The 17,587-nt window shown below is 45.2% G+C and carries 16 protein-coding genes and 1 tRNA gene; all 17 read left to right on the forward strand.

What is annotated here, in order from left to right; all coding sequences use genetic code 11:
- Window positions 1-43: 43 nt before the first annotated feature.
- Complete coding sequence (locus VSQ61_RS15090; protein ID WP_334345221.1) at window positions 44-1,663, forward strand: SpaH/EbpB family LPXTG-anchored major pilin; 1,620 nt, start codon at window positions 44-46, stop codon at window positions 1,661-1,663.
- Between the two features lie 104 nt (window positions 1,664-1,767).
- Window positions 1,768-2,583 carry a class C sortase gene (locus tag VSQ61_RS15095; protein WP_334345222.1) on the forward strand — a complete coding sequence of 272 codons (816 nt, stop codon included), beginning with the start codon at window positions 1,768-1,770 and terminating at the stop codon, window positions 2,581-2,583.
- Between the two features lie 16 nt (window positions 2,584-2,599).
- Complete coding sequence (locus VSQ61_RS15100; protein WP_334345223.1) at window positions 2,600-3,892, forward strand: DUF5979 domain-containing protein; 1,293 nt, start codon at window positions 2,600-2,602, stop codon at window positions 3,890-3,892.
- Window positions 3,885-4,433, forward strand: a complete 549-nt coding sequence (locus tag VSQ61_RS15105; RefSeq protein WP_334345224.1) for a hypothetical protein — start codon at window positions 3,885-3,887, stop codon at window positions 4,431-4,433. The genes VSQ61_RS15100 and VSQ61_RS15105 overlap by 8 nt, the downstream gene beginning before the upstream one ends.
- Window positions 4,430-5,260, forward strand: a complete 831-nt coding sequence (locus VSQ61_RS15110) for a hypothetical protein (RefSeq protein WP_334345225.1) — start codon at window positions 4,430-4,432, stop codon at window positions 5,258-5,260. Before VSQ61_RS15105 ends, VSQ61_RS15110 begins: the two co-directional genes overlap by 4 nt.
- A gap of 5 nt (window positions 5,261-5,265) precedes the next feature.
- Window positions 5,266-6,039 (forward strand): hypothetical protein, encoded by a 774-nt coding sequence (locus VSQ61_RS15115; RefSeq protein ID WP_334345226.1) that lies wholly within the window; start codon window positions 5,266-5,268, stop codon window positions 6,037-6,039.
- Complete coding sequence (locus VSQ61_RS15120) at window positions 6,032-7,084, forward strand: MucBP domain-containing protein (RefSeq protein ID WP_334345227.1); 1,053 nt, start codon at window positions 6,032-6,034, stop codon at window positions 7,082-7,084. The genes VSQ61_RS15115 and VSQ61_RS15120 overlap by 8 nt, the downstream gene beginning before the upstream one ends.
- A complete protein-coding gene (locus tag VSQ61_RS15125; protein WP_334345228.1) occupies window positions 7,069-7,605 on the forward strand; it encodes a signal peptidase I in 537 nt (178 codons plus the stop codon). The genes VSQ61_RS15120 and VSQ61_RS15125 overlap by 16 nt, the downstream gene beginning before the upstream one ends.
- A gap of 87 nt (window positions 7,606-7,692) precedes the next feature.
- Window positions 7,693-7,763, forward strand: a tRNA-Trp gene (locus tag VSQ61_RS15130).
- Between the two features lie 183 nt (window positions 7,764-7,946).
- Window positions 7,947-8,627, forward strand: a complete 681-nt coding sequence (locus VSQ61_RS15135; protein ID WP_334345229.1) for a PspA/IM30 family protein — start codon at window positions 7,947-7,949, stop codon at window positions 8,625-8,627.
- 4 nt (window positions 8,628-8,631) lie between these two features.
- Window positions 8,632-9,798, forward strand: a complete 1,167-nt coding sequence (locus VSQ61_RS15140) for a TFIIB-type zinc ribbon-containing protein (protein WP_334345230.1) — start codon at window positions 8,632-8,634, stop codon at window positions 9,796-9,798.
- The gene (locus VSQ61_RS15145) at window positions 9,765-10,727 is read left to right on the forward strand and encodes an SPFH domain-containing protein (RefSeq protein WP_334345231.1); all 963 of its coding nucleotides are present in this window, start codon (window positions 9,765-9,767) and stop codon (window positions 10,725-10,727) included. Before VSQ61_RS15140 ends, VSQ61_RS15145 begins: the two co-directional genes overlap by 34 nt.
- 57 nt (window positions 10,728-10,784) lie before the next feature.
- Entirely contained in the window at window positions 10,785-12,998 is a 2,214-nt protein-coding gene (gene pcrA, locus VSQ61_RS15150) for a DNA helicase PcrA (protein ID WP_334345232.1), read from the forward strand.
- 122 nt (window positions 12,999-13,120) lie between these two features.
- Window positions 13,121-13,372 carry a DUF4366 domain-containing protein gene (locus VSQ61_RS15155; RefSeq protein ID WP_334345233.1) on the forward strand — a complete coding sequence of 84 codons (252 nt, stop codon included), beginning with the start codon at window positions 13,121-13,123 and terminating at the stop codon, window positions 13,370-13,372.
- A 181-nt stretch (window positions 13,373-13,553) separates the two neighbouring features.
- A complete protein-coding gene (locus tag VSQ61_RS15160) occupies window positions 13,554-13,946 on the forward strand; it encodes a hypothetical protein (protein ID WP_334345234.1) in 393 nt (130 codons plus the stop codon).
- A gap of 45 nt (window positions 13,947-13,991) precedes the next feature.
- Window positions 13,992-15,623 carry a 23S rRNA (uracil(1939)-C(5))-methyltransferase RlmD gene (rlmD, locus tag VSQ61_RS15165; RefSeq protein WP_334345235.1) on the forward strand — a complete coding sequence of 544 codons (1,632 nt, stop codon included), beginning with the start codon at window positions 13,992-13,994 and terminating at the stop codon, window positions 15,621-15,623.
- A gap of 84 nt (window positions 15,624-15,707) precedes the next feature.
- The coding region (locus tag VSQ61_RS15170; RefSeq protein ID WP_334345236.1) for a KAP family P-loop NTPase fold protein at window positions 15,708-17,587 on the forward strand (1,880 nt) is incomplete at its 3' end.

The raw sequence follows: 17,587 nt of genomic DNA on the forward strand, positions 1-17,587 counted from the left end.
CATTGTTACAAAGTAGATATAAAGGGAAAAGGAGAAATAAGTAATGAAAAGTATGAAAAAGTTGTTAAGTCTTGTACTGGCAATGATGTTGGTACTGGCAATGGGAAGCACGGCGATGGCTTCGCAACCCACAAGCGGAAACAACCAGGATCAGAAAGGTGAACTTACAGTTGAGAATGCCATTCCGGGGTCGGAGTACAGCATCTACAAGATCCTGGATCTGGAAAGCTATAATTCAACTAATGGTGCATATTTGTACAAAGTTGCCGCTGGCTGGGAAGATTTTGTTAAGGGAGAAGCAGGCTCCAAGTATCTTACAGTTGATGAGGATGGCTATGTAACCTGGAATACAAATGTGCCGGAAAAGGATGCGGCAGAATTTGCAAAGGCTGCACTGGCTTATACAGAGGGAAAGAATTTGGCTGTAAAGACTGAGACTGCACCGGCAGCACCGGAGGGAAGTTCAGCAGACGCTACAGTTACTGTTAAGTTTACTGATTTGAATTTGGGTTATTATCTGCTTGATTCCTCAATAGGTGCACTGTGTTCCCTGGATACCACAAATCCGAATCAGACAATTAGTGAGAAGAACGAAAAGCCTACCGTTGAGAAAGAGGTTGAGCAGCCTACGGCATCTATTGGTGATGTTCTTGACTATGTAATAAAAGTTAAAATTGCAGCGGGAGCTGAGAATTATGTAATTCATGATAAAATGTCTGATGGTTTGACCTTTAACGGTGAGGATACCATTCAGGTTAAGGTACTGAGCAAAGAGACCGTTGACGCTTTGGATCCGGATGATAAGGATGCGGTGAAGAATGCGGCCGGAATAGATGGATTTGCAGCTCCCGGGGATTATACAATTACGTCCGGTGAAACTCTTGATCATGATGATACCTTTGATATTACAATTACAGAAGCCGGTGAGGCAAAATTACCTGTGGGCGGCATGATTGTAGTAACCTACAAGGCCACAATCAATGCGGATGCATTGAAATATGATGAAGTAAACAATAAAGCAACTCTTGATTACGGTGATGAGAATCATACCACCTCAACAGAGACACCGGAAGTTCCTACCAAGTATATTGATGTAAACATCCTGAAATTTGCAAAGACCGAGAGTGGAGAAACAGGATTGGCAGGAGCTGAGTTTACCCTTTCCAAAAATGAAGACGGAAGCGATCCAATCAGTTTTGTTGACCTGACAAATGGGAACTACAGAGTAGCAACAAAAGAGGATGCCACAACAACAACAACCGTTGTATCCCCTGCAGGAACCGATGTATTAGGTAAAATCAATCTTGATGGTCTGGGTGCAGGTACGTATTACCTGACAGAGACAAAAGCACCGGACGGATACAATCTGTTGAAAGCTCCTGTTAAAATTGTCATCACAGAGACAACAGATGCAACCACAGGAGAGACAACTTTAACAGTTCAGATACCCGAACTGAATGAAGATGGAAGTGTAAAGGAAGATGCAGATGGCAATGAAGTGCTGATGCTTGCAAATCCGGTGAAGGTTCAGAATATGACCGGAGCAGAACTTCCCTCCACCGGTGGTATCGGTACTACTATCTTCTACGTACTGGGCGGCATCCTGGTAGTTGGTGCCGGAATCCTGTTAGTCGTAAAGAAGCGTATGAGCAGTGAAAAATAAATGATTTGTCTGTTGTAGGCTGAAGTTCACAGTTTTTTGTTGTGAATGGCGGCAACCGGGGAGACTTTTGTATCCCCGGCATACAACAGCAAGGAGAATCCTGCATGAAGAAACATTTATCCAACATTATTTTAATAGTGATCCTGCTTGCAGGCTTGTCCTTGCTGCTGTACCCTACAGTCAGCGACTACTGGAACAAATTTCACCAATCCCAGGCCATTGCCAGTTATGCGGAGGCCGTGGCGGATTTGGATGATGAGACCTATGAACAGTTGTGGAGTGAGGCTGTTGAGTACAATCAGTCTCTGCGATCCAGGGCCAACCGATATCATCCCACAGAGGAGGAACATGCGGCATATGAATCGTTGCTCAACGTTTCCGGCGATGGAATCATGGGTTATATTGAGATAGAGAGTATCAACTGCTATCTTCCCATTTATCACGGCGTGGAAGAGTCTGTGCTTCAGATTGCAGTGGGGCATATAGAGGGAACCTCTCTGCCGGTAGGCGGATCGGGAAGTCACTGCGTATTGTCCGGTCACAGAGGTCTGCCATCCGCAAAGCTGTTTACGGATTTGGACCAGATGCGGGAGGGCGATGTTTTTGTACTCCGGGTACTGGATGAGACTCTGACTTATGAAGTGGATCAGATCCGCATTGTTCTGCCGGAAGAGGTGAATGATTTGGAACTGGTGGACGGGATGGATTACTGTACGCTGGTGACCTGTACGCCTTATGGTATCAACAGTCACCGTATGCTGGTGCGGGGACACCGGATCGACAATCTGGCGGATGCGTCTTCCATTCGCGTAACGGCAGATGCCATGCAGTTAAGGCCGGTGCTGATTACGCCGATTTTAATGGTGCCCATATTACTGTTGTTGTTTATCTGGTTTCGAATTCGACACCGAAGAAGATAGAAAGAGAGGAATGAGTATGAGAGGGAAATACAGAAAAAAGGTCTGGCTGTGTGCCGCACTGGCGGCTGTATTGTGTCTCACACTGATGCTGCCTCATAAGAACAGCCTAGCCAGAGTACTTCTTGATACAGAAAGAGAGAAAAACACTCTGAAAGTAAATAAAGAAAACTTAACCAGTGAAGATTTGCTGAAAGAAGATGCAAGTCTGGCCAACGCAGAGGTGCAGGTATATCTGTATAAACTGGCGACTGTGGATGAGTACGGACAATATACTCTGGTTGATGGATTCAAAGATCTGGCGGGTCAGCTTCCGGAGGGTGTGCTTGACATCGAGGCACTGAACAGGACGGTGTTTGATGCAACCTCCGACCAGTGGGAGACAACGGCACACTGGGTATCAGAGCTTTTAGGACTTCCCGCATTTACCAGTGAGAAGAATGAAAATAATGAAGATAGTGTTGATAAGGAAACTCCTCCGGAGGGAGAGCAGAAGTCAGACGGAAAGAAGTTTTACATCCCAGAGAATGAAACTTTAATCGGTCTGCCATGTTATGATAAAACCATACTGGCAGGAGACGGGATAGACTATGATGTAGACCAGGGGCTCTATCTGGTCTGGGCAAAGCCTATTGTGACCGAAAAATATATGTACACATTTCTTCCTTACCTGGTATCCGTTCCGGACAATGCATATGGAAGAGAGGATGATCTCAATAAGGATTCCGATGATTGGAATTATAATGTCGTGGTAGATCTGAAGCCGGAACGTCAGGAACGCTATCTGGATCTGGAGATAGATAAGACCTTATTGAATTACCAGCCGACTTCCGGCAAGGCCATGTTTATATTTGAAATCAGGGCGGAGAAAGGGACGACAGATGATGGAGAGCCAATCGTAGTGTTTCATGATGTAGTGGGCCTGGAATTCAGTGGAGATGGTAACAAGAGTGTGCGGGTAAAGAATGTCCCGGCAGGCTCCAAAGTGACAATCACAGAGATCCGTACCGGCACAACGTACCAACTGGTTTCCAAAAAAGTAGTTCCGGCAGATGGGATTACTCTGGGAACAACGGAGACGGCAGACGGTTTTGTGATAGACAGCCTGTCAGGCAAAGCGGACTGGGTATCTTCCCAGGGAACCGGAGAGGGAGAGAATGAACTTGCAGCTACTGTATCATTTACCAATGATTACAGTGGAGAAGACGGGCCAAAGACAGATGGTATTGTAAATCAATTTACCCGGATTGACGGAGAGTGGAAGGGTGCACAGATTATAACAAATCAGGGAGGTGGAGCAGCCAATGAGTAAAAAGCGATTATACCGCAGACGGACGGCTCTTTTGGCAGCCTTGGCCCTTGTGCTTCTGTTTGGTTCTACATTAAAGGATTCTCTGGCATACTTTACCACTTACACCAGGGTAAACGGCCACTGGCCGGTAACTTTCGGATCGGATACGGAGATTGAAGAAACGATCGAAGATCTGACCAAGAAGATCCAGATTGAAAATACAGGAGAGACAGACTGCTTTGTCCGGATAAGGGCGTATTTTGGAGAGGACATGGTTGTTCTTAAAAAGGTAGAGGAGGCGGATGCAAAGGATGGGGCGGTCCACTGGACACAGGACGGTGATTGGTGGTATTACAGTCAGGTCTTAAAGCCAGGGGAAACGACCTGTGAGCTTGCTATGACCTTTGCACCACACCAAAATCTGCATCTCAATCCGGTTATTGATACATTCCATGTGGTGATTGTTCAGGAAACTGCACCGGTGCTTTACCGTACCAATCCGGACGGCACACGTACACCCTATGCGGAGTGGCCGGAACAGAATGAGGAGGCCGGATCATGAAGAAGAAAAAGAAAAACAGATCCCGGGGTGTCTACACCACAGGAATTTTATTTGCGGTGGCAGTTCTTCTGCTCCTTGGAAGCGTAGCCGGCAGCAGTCAGGCGGCACTGACATATTACAGCGAGAATTATTCGGCACAGCTTCAGACTTTCGATATTGGTGTCACCCTGGTGGAAAACGGCCGTGATGTGAGTTGGCGTAATTATACCCAGCGGGATGACAAATGGTATGAGGATGGCGTTGGTCTTCTGACTGATATGCTGTATGCCGGACCGAACGGAGAGCAGGAAGCACTTCAGTTGGAGACGTATTATCCGGAGGTACTCTGTGTCAAAAACAGCGGAAATATCGACGAATATGTGAGAGTGTTGATTTACCGTTACTGGGTGGATGAAGAGGAGAGAGACGATGGGCTCCCAGTTCCCATAGAGGATAGAAAGAAGAGAACGGATATTTCTCCGGGCTTTATTAAGCTGTCTCCCTGGAATGGTACGGAGACAGGGCAAAGCGGGACCCTTTCTTACAATGGATGGGTGCTTGATGAGGCGGCCAGTACAAATGAGCGTATTGTTCTCTATTATACGGGGGTAGTAGGAACAGGAAAGACAACTCCCCCATTTATGGATGCACTGGCTATCAGTAAAGATGTAGAGAGTGAGTTCAGAATCTCGGGTTCTGACGGAAAATATACTTACCAGAATGAAGAGTTTGTATTAGAGGTTGAGGCGGATGCCGTGCAGACCCACAATGGGGCAGATGCTATTAAAAGTGCTTGGGGTGTTGACGTAATTGTAGACGCATCCGGCAATCTGAGTCTGGGGAGGTAGGGAAAATGAAGAAAAAGTTTTGCAGCCTGTTTCTGATCCTGCTTCTTGCAGCAGGAAGTGTTTTGACTGTACATGCGGAGGAACTTATAGGCGGAAAGGGCTGGTATGTCCGGTTTACCGGGAATAAGATGGAAAGTAACTTTAATTCGTCTGATGTTGCAGAAGCTATTTCAAAAATGGAGCCTGGAGACAGTGTTACCTTTCGTATCAGTCTGGAAAATAATGACACGTCATCTACCGACTGGTATATGACCAATGAGGTGCTCCAAAGCCTGGAGGACAGCCAGAAGGTGGCAGAGGGCAGCGCTTATACTTATATTTTGACATATAAGAACAGCAACGGACAGGAGGAAACCCTCTACAGCAGCGAAAATGTAGGCGGTGAGACTGTTACCAGAGCCGGGGAAGGACTCCATGAAGCCACAGACAGCCTGAAGGATTACTTTTATCTGGATAAGCTGGCAAGCAGGGAAAAGGCATCCATTTCCCTAAAAGTAGCCCTGGATGGAGAAACTCATGGAAATACTTATCAGAATACCATTGCTAAGCTTCAGATGAATTTTGCAGTGGAGAAGCTTAGAGATACAAACACAGCCACATCATCCAATGCCAGAAGCGTCCGGGAGGACAATGAGATTTATAAGGTGGGAAATGATGTGCGGACAGGCGATCAGACCCGCATACTGCTTTGGTCGCTGCTGGCGTTGGTGAGCGGTATCGGATTTATGGGACTGGCGACTGCAAGCCGCAGGCGAAAAGGGGGAGAGGAACATGAGTAGATGTCGTAAAATCTGGTTTATTGTTCTGTCCCTATGCTTGTTTTTTTCGGCGGCTCCTTTAGAAAGCGGCGCAGCACAAGGGGATTCCTATACCTATACCCTGACCTTTTATGCAGGCAATCAGGGGGAGTTCTCAGGTATTGGAGATTTGTCCGGCCTTTCTTCCGGATATATGATTACAAGCAGTCAGGACAGAATCACCATCAGCGGCTTAAGCTATCGGGATCGAGTAAGCTTTAATGCAGTATCCCTTATAAAGCTTCCGGAGGACAGTAAGTATTATGTAAAGGGAATCCGTCAGAGCGGCCGTGATAACAATACAGTGGAGCAGGTAAGGAGTAATTCTATCCTTGTGGAAAGTGATCGGGACTACGTGGTAGCCTATGGCATCAAAGGAGATATGGCAGCTTACCATGTAAATTACAGGGATGAGGCAGGCAATACGCTGGCACCCAGCGAAACCTATTATGGCAATGTGGGAGATAAGCCTGTGATGGCATTTCTTTACATTGAAGGCTATGAGCCTCAGGCATACAATCTGACCCGGACACTGGTAAGTGATGAGTCGAAAAATGAGTTCACCTTTGTGTATCGCAGGGCAGCGGCCGGAGTGAATACTACAACCGTGACAGGAGGCGGCAATACCACAACGGCTGTTCCTGGCAGCGTTACGATAATTTCCGGCGAGGGCAATGCAAGCGGAGGAAATGGCACAGGAACAGGCGGCGGGGCAAATGCCAATGCCAATGCAGACACGGACGGAGAGGCAGCAGAGGGTGAAAACGCTGAAAATGCAGAAGCTGAAACAACGACCATTCAGGATGATCCGGTGCCTCAGGCGCCGGGAGAGCTGGTGGATCTGGATGACGAGGAAGTGCCTCTGGCAAACCTAAAGGAGCTCATTATCAATTCAGAGGGACGCTTTGTCTATGGTGCATCTATTTTGATAGGCGTATCTGCTGCTGCGGCATTGATTGGAATGGGAATTATGTTCTGGAAAAAGAAACATGTGAATGAGGAAATAGACAATTGGGAGATCAATTAAAGAAAAAGGAAAAGCATTTTGAGCTGTCTTCTATATGCAGCGGTTTTGGATTGATTTTACTCCTGTTGGTTGTAGCTCTTTGCCTGCCGCTGACGGTGCCCCGTTTGCTGGGGTATGAGCTTTACGCTATTGTCAGCGGCAGTATGGAGCCGGCGATTTCCGTCGGCAGTGTAGTTTATGCCAAGCGGATTAATCCGCAGGAGATAGAAGCCGGCGATGTGATCGTATTTTATGGCGGTCATGATTCTTCCGCAGTCATTACACATCGGGCTGTGGAGAATCATAAGGAAGAGCAGGAACTTCTCACCAAAGGCGATGCAAATGCGGGAAACGATATGCTTCCCATTGCATACAATAATGTTATCGGCAGGGTAGGACTGTCCGTTCCGATTCTGGGTATTCTGCTGCCATTGGTGACAGAGACTTCAGGAAAGCTTTACCTGGTGGGGATCCTTGGAGCAGGGGTTCTTTTCCGCATTCTGGGAAGCCGTCTGCGAGATGGAAGTGAGTCAGAAGGATAATTTGTGATGAATTATTTTCATGAGAGAGAAATTTGGACCTTGACAGAGACATACTGGTGTGGTATAAATAATAAGTACGTTTTAGTTAGGGGATTGGTCAAATGGCATGACAGGGGTCTCCAAAACCCTTAGTGGGAGTTCGATTCTCTCATCCCCTGTAGAAAAAGCACAGGAAACCTGTAAGACAACAGGTTCCTGTGTTTTTCTTTTTTGGAAAATAAAAAGAATGACAGGACTTTTGAGATGTATTATAATAGGAATGAAACCTGTAGAACTCAAAATAATAACCCTTTTTGCAATGCCAATAGGGTTAGGGAACTGAAATTAGGAGGATACATAAAATGGCTAATATTTTAAAAAGATTTGGCGATATCATGTCAGCAAATATCAATGCACTTCTGGATAAGGCAGAAGATCCGGAAAAGATGATTGACAAATACATTCGGGATATAGAAGAAGACATGCGGGGCGTAAAGGCAGAGACTGCGGCAGTGATGGCGGCGGAGACCAAGGCAAAGCGGGAACTTGCCGAATGTCAGGATGAGATTGCCAAGATGCAGAAGTATGCAGAGAAAGCACTGATGGCAGGCAATGAGAGTGATGCCCGCAGATTCCTGGAGAAAAAGGGCGAGTTGACCAACAAACAGGCAGGCTTGCAGCAGGCTTACGATCTGGCGGCAGCAAATGCAGCCAAGATGAAGGAAATGCACGATAAGCTGGCCAAGGATCTGGAAGGACTTCAGGCAAAACGTGATGCGATCAAGGCTAAAGCAGCCGTAGCCAAAACCCAGGAAAAGCTCAACAAGATGGGCACAAATGTCTCTGGCGCAGGGGAAGCTATGGCAGCCTTTGACCGCATGGAGGCAAAGGTGGATCGGATGCTGGATGAGGCTAATGCTATGGCAGAATTGAATTCTGAGGCAGACAGCATTGATGCTTTGGCAGCAAAATATGACGGGGATGAGGATACTTCTTCTGTAGATGATGAGCTGGCAGCTCTAAAGGCGAAGATGGGACTGTAAAAGCATGGAAGAAAAAATCTATTACTGCGAGGGCTGCGGCGGTGTCATGGAGTTTGACGTAGCTACGCAGAGCCTTAAATGTCCCAACTGTGACAGAGTGGTTCCCATTGCTCATGATGAGCGTAAATTGGTAGAGCACAGTCTTACTCATCATGCCATGAGAACAATTCGGGCCAGCGAGAAGACAACACATACTATGGAATGTAAGGGCTGCGGTGCCAGGATAGAAGTAGAGGGTACCAGCAGGGCTGCTGAGTGCCCTTATTGCGGTTCGGACTATGTGCTGGCAGAACGGGAGGCGGATGCGGTACTTCCCGATGGAGTTCTGCCCTTTCAGGTAGATAAGAATCGGGTAGGGGAACTGTTTCGTCAGTGGATGAAAGGCCGGTGGCTTGCTCCCGGCCAGTTGAAGCATCTCTATCAGAAGGACCGGCTTCAGGGGATCTACGTGCCCTATTGGACTTTTGATGCAAAGGTAAATGCCCGTTATACGGCCATGGGAGGACAGCACCGGACTGTGACCCGAAAAGGACCGGACGGAAAGGAAGTGCGGGAGGTAGTTACGGATTGGTACCCTACCTCCGGAAGCATCCGTCATTTTTTTGATGATGTTCTTGTACCGGGTTCAGAGAAAATGGATTCAAAGCTGCTGCGACGTACCGGATATTTTGGCACGAAGCAAGTAGTTTCTTATGCGCCGGAATATCTGTCCGGCTATAGTGCAGAGTGTTACACGGTGGATCTGGATGACGCCCACCGGGAAGCAGTGGGAACCATGGAGCGGGAGCTTGAGAGCATGGCCCGCAGTGAGGTCCTTGGCAGATATGATGAAGTAAGCAATATCCATGTTCAGGCAGACTATCGGGATGAGACCTACAAGCATGTGCTGCTTCCCATGTATTCAACTGCTTATACCTATAAAGGGAAGCACTACCGGGTGCTGATTAATGGACAGAGCGGAAGGGTGGAGGGAGATTATCCCAAAAGCCCGGTGCGGATTGGTGCCATTGTGCTGCTGGTTCTGCTTATTGTGGCACTGGTATATTGGTTCAGCAGCGGCCCTGATATGAGGGCAGATACTTTGCCTGCCTGGGAAGAAGGGCAAATATATGATTATGAGATAGAGGAGGATGCAGCATGGGCTTATTTGGAGGACAATTTGCCAATGTAGTGGAGTGGCAGGAATTTCGGGACGATATACTTTTCTGGAAATGGAGCAATAAAGAGATAAAAAAGGGCAGCCGCCTGATTATCCGTCCGGGGCAGGATGCCATTTTCCTGTATAACGGTAAAGTGGAGGGACTGTTTAGGGATGATGGAAGCTATGATATTGAGTCCCAGATCATTCCTTTTTTGTCCACATTGAAGGGCTTTAAGTTCGGCTTTAACAGCGGCCTTCGGGCAGAGGTACTGTTTATCAACACAAAAGAAGTTCTGGTAAAATGGGGTACCAAGAATCCCGTGCTGATTCCGGCGCCGGGGCTTCCGGGCGGCATGCCCATTCGTTCCTTTGGGACCTTTAGCTGTAAGGTGGCGGACTATGATGTCTTTATTGAGCGTATAGCCGGAATCCGCCAGCAGTATACGATGGATGAGGTAAAGGAGCGCATTACCTCTATGCTGGATCAGCTTCTGATGAAATGGATTGCAAAAGAAGGCAGGGATATGTTTAACCTTCAGGTCAATGCTTCCGAGATAGGAAAGGGCATTCAGGAGGATCTGGATATGGAGATGCTGAAAATCGGAATCAGCATCACAAGCTTTGCTATTTCCAGCTTTAATTATCCCCAGGAAGTGCAGAAGATGGCAGAAAAGGCGGCGGCCCAGAGTATGATCGGCGATGTGGGACGTTTTCAGCAGGTAGCCATGGGTGAGTCAATCGCTGCCGGGAAGGGCGGCGGTGCAGCTTCTGACATGGCAGGTATTGCTATGGGAATGGCAATGGGGCAGCAGATGGCAGCTCAGATGCAGCAGAATCAGGCAGCAGCTTCGCAGCCGCAGGCAGCCGTGGGGGGAACGGCTCCCAATTTCTGTCCGGACTGCGGGACTAAGACAAACGGAGCGAATTTCTGCCCAAATTGCGGAAGAAAGCTGGTATAATCCACATAAATTGGTTTTGTGACCGGACATTTAATCACAAAGATACAGGAGACTTCAATGAGTATATATGATACTTTAAATCCGGAGCAGAAGGAAGCGGTGCTTCACACAGAAGGACCGCTTCTGATTTTGGCAGGAGCCGGTTCCGGAAAGACAAGAGTTCTGATCCATCGGATTGCATGGATGATGGAGCAGGGGGTAAGTCCATGGAATATTATGGCGATTACCTTTACCAACAAGGCGGCAGGAGAAATGCGGCAGCGTGTAAACAATTTGGTGGGCCAGGGAGCTGACAGTGTATGGGTGGCTACCTTCCATTCTACCTGCGTGCGGATTCTGCGCCGTTATATCGGGCATCTGGGCTTTGACACTGCATTTTCCATCTATGATGCGGATGATCAGAAGACAGTTATGAAGGATGTGTGCAAGCGTCTGAATATCGACACAAAGATTTTTAAGGAGCGTTACCTGTTAAGTGTTATTTCCAGAGCAAAGGATGAAATGATTAGCCCTCTGGAAATGGAGATGGCGGCACAAAATGATTTTCAGAAAAAACGGGTGGCAGAAGCCTACCGGGAATATCAGGCCCAGCTTCGAAGAAATAACGCTCTGGATTTTGATGATTTGATTGTAAAGACGGTAGAACTGTTTCAGAACTGTCCGGAAATTCTGAACTCCTATCAGGAGCGGTTTCGCTATCTGATGGTGGACGAGTATCAGGATACAAATACAGTACAATTTAAGCTGATCAGCCTTCTTGCAGGAAAATACCGAAACCTCTGTGTGGTGGGCGACGACGATCAGTCCATTTACAGGTTCCGCGGGGCGAATATTTACAATATCCTGAATTTTGAGCAGGTATTTCCCGATGCGAAGGTAATTAAGCTGGAGCAGAATTACCGTTCTACTCAAAATATCCTGAATACTGCAAATGAGGTGATCCGCAACAACTATGGGCGGAAAGAAAAGCGGCTTTGGACAGAAAACGAGGAGGGAAGGCCCATAGGGTTCCACCTGCTTCTCAATGCATTTGAGGAGGCGGAGCATATTATAGGAGATATCAGCAGCCATGTACGAAAAGGTGAAGCGGATTATCAGGATCATGCTGTTTTGTACCGAACAAATGCCCAATCCCGTTTGTTTGAGGAAAAGCTGATTATAGCAGGGATTCCTTATAAACTGATAGGCGGTGTAAACTTCTATGCCCGAAAGGAAATCAAGGATGTGCTGGCATACCTCAAAACCATTGACAATGGAAAGGATGAGGTGGCTGTCCGCCGAATTATCAATGTACCGAAGCGGGGGATTGGAGCTGCCACCCTGAACCGGGTGCAGGATTATGCAGGAGCTTATGGCATCAGCTTTTATGATGCTCTTCTTCGGGCTGAGGAGATTCCCAATCTTGGGCGAAGCGGCGGGAAGATTAAGCCTTTTACCACATTGATTCAGAATATGCGAAGCCAGCTTAAGGAGATGTCCCTGACTGAACTGACGAAAGCACTTTTGGATGAGACAGGTTATATTAAGGATCTGGAAAATGAGGGGACAGATGAAGCCAAGGGCAGGATTGAGAATATTGATGAACTGCTCAATAAGCTGGCAGCCTATGAGGAGACAGCCGATGAGCCTACTTTAAGCGGATTTTTAGAAGAGGTTGCGCTGGTGGCTGACATTGACAGTCTGGAAGAAAGCAGTAATTATGTGGTGCTGATGACCCTGCACAGCGCTAAGGGACTGGAATTTCCTTATGTATATATGGCAGGTATGGAGGAAGGGATATTTCCAAGCTACATGTCTCTCAATGGGGACAATCCGGAGGAAGAACTGGAAGAAGAACGGCGGCTCTGTTATGTAGGGATTACCCGGGCGAAAAGAGAGCTGATGCTGACAGCGGCCCGTCAGAGAATGGTCCGGGGAGAAACCATGTTCAATGCCGTTTCCCGCTTTATTCGTGAGATTCCGGAGGAATATTTGGAATCCAAGAAGAAAAAGGAAGGCCCCGCAAAGCCTGTGAATGTTCCGAAGCAGGCTGCCTGGATACAGTCAAAAGAGAGCTTTCGGGCCAAGCCCTATGAATCTCAGAGCCTTATTGTGAAAAAAGCCTCCGGACTGGAATATGGGGTGGGTGATCGGGTACGCCACATTAAGTTTGGAGAGGGAACCGTATTGGAGATTACGGAGGGAAAGAAAGATTACGAGGTCAAGGTGGAATTTGACACAGCCGGGATTAAGCGGTTGTTTGCTTCTTTTGCCAAGTTAAGGAAATTGTGAGAATAAATTTTTCGGAAATGATAGTAATTTGAATGTAGTTGTGGTATAATATGAACACTTAGTAAGTGTGAGCCAAGGGCGAAGCATGAATTGCAATTAACGATTAGGAAAGGGTGCGTGCAATGAATAAGATGGAAGATTTTCTGACAGCAACAAAGTTGAATGAGCTGATTCATAAGAGAGAGGTAGATGAGAAGAATAAAAATACGGTTCTTTGGATTCTGGCAATCATCGGAGCGGTTGCAGCCGTAGCGGCTATCGCTTATGCCGTGTATCGTTTCTTTACTCCGGATTATCTGGAAGACTTTGAAGATGATTTCGATGACGATTTTGACGATGACTTCTTTGAGGACGGAGACGACGAGGAAGAATAAGAGAGTATGGAAGGGGTTGCAGCAGAGGCGGCAGCCCTTTTTCTTATCGCAATAGGAAGACCCTACAATTTTTTCTGGGATAAAATATATTTACCGCACCGGGGCGGAGAGGAATCAGGTCGATAAAGTGACTCAAGATTCTTTCTTAATTGTATACTGATCTATGAGGGAGGTACGTTTGATGAAGAAAAGGAGAAATCCATTGGGGCAGTTTGTAATTGGGATGATTATGCTGGCGTTGGGGCTATATTGGTTTTTGTCTAATGTGACTGTGAGCACCTATTTCGGACTTCGGTTTATGGGCATTCGATTTGGCGGCGGTTTGATTGTGATTCCCTTTATTGCAGGGATTATTTGGCTGTTTTTGAATGTGGACTCAGTGGGGGCAAAACTGTTAACCGGAATTGGGATTGTAATTATTTTGGCATCTATTATTTCCAATATGCAGTTTATATTTCGGGCAACAAGCTTGTATGTTTACTTGCTGATGCTCATCCTCATATTCGGCGGCGGAGCGCTGGTGGGACAGGTCCTGTTTCAATGGCCGAAGGATGATGGAGAGAAAAAGAAATAGAAGCAGTATAGGACTATGAAATATAAAAATTATGAGGAGAACGGGATGAAAAAAGGACAGATTTATGAAGGTATGGTAGAGAAAGTGGACTTCCCCAATAAAGGGATTGTGACCTGTGAGGAGCGGAATGTTGTTGTAAAGCATACGGTCCCTGGGCAGAAGGTTCGTTTTCAGGTAAACAAGATCCGCAAGGGCAAATGTGAGGGCCGGCTCCTGGAGGTCCTGGAGCGGTCTCCTCTGGAAATAGAACCAGCGTGTCCTCATTTTGCGGTTTGCGGCGGATGTACCTATCAGAATCTGGCTTATGAGGAGCAGATTCGGCTGAAAAGCAATCAGCTGAAGGAGCTTCTGGACAGTGCCATTGGGGAACCTTATCTGTTTGAAGGGGTGAAGGAGAGTCCGCATGGTGAGATGTACCGGAATAAGATGGAATTTTCCTTTGGTGACGAGGAGAAGGATGGGCCGCTTGCCCTTGGTATGCATAAGAGAGGGAGCTTTTATGATATTGTGACGGTGAAACAGTGCCGGATTGTGGATGAAGATTATCGGAAGATTCTTTCCTGTGTGCTGGACTATTTTAAAGAGGAGAAGGTGCCTTTTTATCATAAGCTGCGTCATATGGGGTATCTGCGTCATTTGCTGGTGCGCAAGGGCGTCAAGACGGGGGAGATTCTGGTGGTGCTTGTGACCAGCAGTCAAATGGAGGTTCCGGATGTGCCCTGGCTGGAACGGCTTTTGGAGCTTCCCCTTGACGGGAAGCTTGTGGGGGTTCTTCATACTTATAATGACAGCTTGGCGGATGTGGTTCAAAGTGACAGGACAGAGCTTCTTTATGGCAGAGATTATTTTTATGAGGAGCTTTTGGGGCTTAAGTTCCGGATTTCGCCCTTTTCTTTCTTTCAGACCAATTCTCTGGGGGCGGAGGTGCTCTATGAGACGGCAAGAGCTTATATTGGAGATACGAAAGATAAGGTGATCTTTGACTTATATAGTGGGACCGGGACCATTGCTCAGATGCTTGCGCCGGTGGCGGAGCAGGTTGTGGGAGTGGAGATCGTGGAGGAGGCTGTGGAGGCGGCCAAGGTGAATGCGGAGCTTAATGGGCTTTCGAATTGTAGGTTTATTGCCGGGGATGTTTTGAAGGTAGTGGATGGATTGAGGGAGAAGCCGGATCTTATTGTACTTGACCCGCCCAGGGATGGAGTGCATCCGAAGGCGCTTCAAAAGATTATTGACTTTGGGGTGGAGAGGATTGTTTATATTAGCTGTAAGCCGACTAGTTTGGCGAGAGATTTGGAACTGCTGCAGGGATGCGGGTATAGGGTGGAACGGGCTTGTGGGGTGGATATGTTTCCTTCGACTGTTCATTGTGAAAGTATCGTGTTGCTTTCAAAACTTCATACAAAACAGAATATAGAAGTGGAATTGGAAATAAGCGAGATGGATTTGACTGCGGCGGAGAGCAAAGCAACATATGAGGAAATCAAGGATTATGTGTTGGAGCATACGGGATTGAAAGTCAGTAGCTTGTATATCGCACAGGTAAAACAAAAATGCGGTATTATTGAGAGGGCAAATTATAACATGCCGAAATCGGAAAAGTCCAGACAGCCGAAATGTCCGCCAGAGAAAGAAGCGGCTATAAGGGAAGCGTTGAAACATTTTCGGATGATTTGATAGTATTTTAGAAATAGTGAAACATTTTTTGAATGACACATTGTGCTAACATTATTTTTAGCTAAAGAAGAAAGGAATGGATTTATGTGGTTAGATAAAGAATCTCAAATTGATTTATTAGCATATAGTCCTTTTGCAGAATTAATTACAAATATAACAGCAAATGAACGATTAAACCCATTAACTATTGGTTTGTTTGGTCGATGGGGTGCCGGGAAGTCTACATTATTAAAATTAGTTGAAAAAAATATCGAAGAAAGAGACGAAACAAAGAAAAAATTTGTCTGCATATCATTAAATTCTTGGGTGTTTGAAGGGTATGATGATGCTAAAAGTGCGATTATGGAAAGCTTGCTTCGAACTCTTATGGATAATCAGCCTGCTTTTGAAGGACTTAAGGATGAAATAAGGAGTTTGATTGGAAGAATTAACTTTATGAAATTAGGGGCAACAGCAATAAAACATGGAATGCCTTTAGTTATGAGCGCAATAAATCCGGCGACAGCTACACTTACTATGGCACAATATTTTTCAAAAGCAAAAAGAAAAGAAATTTTAGATGATATAAAACAAGTCTGGAGTAAGAAAGAAGTCGAGGAAGATAAGGATACTACTGTTGAAAATATTCGGCTTTTTAGAAAAGAATTCAGTGATTTGATTGATAAATCAAAAATAGATAATCTGATTGTCATGATAGATGATTTGGATAGATGTACGCCTGAACGTGTAATAGAAACACTGGAAGCTGTAAAATTATTTTTATCTGTTCCTAAAACGACATTTATAATAGCGATAGATAATCAAGTTATGAAATATTCTATTGAAAACAAATACCCTAAAATCACAGAGGACTCAGAAGATTTTTCAGACAGTTATATTGAAAAGATTATTCAGTTACCGATAAGTATACCAGAGTTATCGGAAACAGATATAAAAAATTATTTGCTATTGTTAATATGTGAACTTTTTTTGTCCAAAAGAGTTCCTTCAACAAAAGAAAATCAATTGGATATTCTTTTGGCTAAAGTTAAAGAAACCAATGTCTTTGTAAATGGAATAAAAATAGATCTTGAGTTTGTAAGATCAGCCTTTAAACAATATGATTATACTATATTAGATAAGGGTACAATAGATGAATTCGAGAAAATGTTTGACATTATTGGTAAAACTAGTGACGTAATCGCAAGTATATTAAAGGGTAATCCAAGACAAGCAAAACGTTTTCTTAATTCATTTTTGATAAGAAAAAGTCTAGCAGAAATATATTACAAAACAGATAGAACATTTGATTATGCAATTTTAGCAAAACTTATGACCTTAGAATATATTGATATGAGTCGATTCAAAGAATTGTATAAATGGGCTATAGAAAATCAGAAGAATTCCAAAATAAAAGAATTAGAAACTATAACAAATATTTCAAGAAACGATGAAGAATTGCCAGAAGAATACAGAAAGTGGTCAGATGAAAAGCTTGTTAGATGGTTGAAGTCAGATCCTATTGATATATATGAAAAAGATTTGCTTAAATATTTTTATTTAACTAGAGAATCATTAGATATAAATGTGAGTGTATCAGATTCTTTAGGGAAAGCAGAGCTAACGATATTTAATAAAATTCTACAATCAAAGCGTACTACAGAATATAGCCGGTTAATAAAAAAACTTAAGGAGAATAAAGATATAAAATATGTAAAGATATTAGATGCACTCATAGAAGAATTTAAGAAGAATAGCAAATTACTAGAAAAAATGCAGCCACTTTATATTTGCTATTCGGAATATAGAAGTGATATTAAAGATGTGCTGAAAAAGATGAAAATTGAAGAAATTAATTTGCAAAAAGCGACGGCGTTGTGTTCTATGTATCAGGCCGACAAATCTGGATTTTCAGATGTAATTGGATCTTGGAAAGATAAGGGACTGGCGCAGGATGTATTAGATGTAATTACACAGGAAAAATA

Origin of the sequence: Candidatus Merdisoma sp. JLR.KK006 (genome assembly GCF_036941035.1) — a bacterium.
GTDB lineage: Bacteria > Bacillota > Clostridia > Lachnospirales > Lachnospiraceae > Laedolimicola.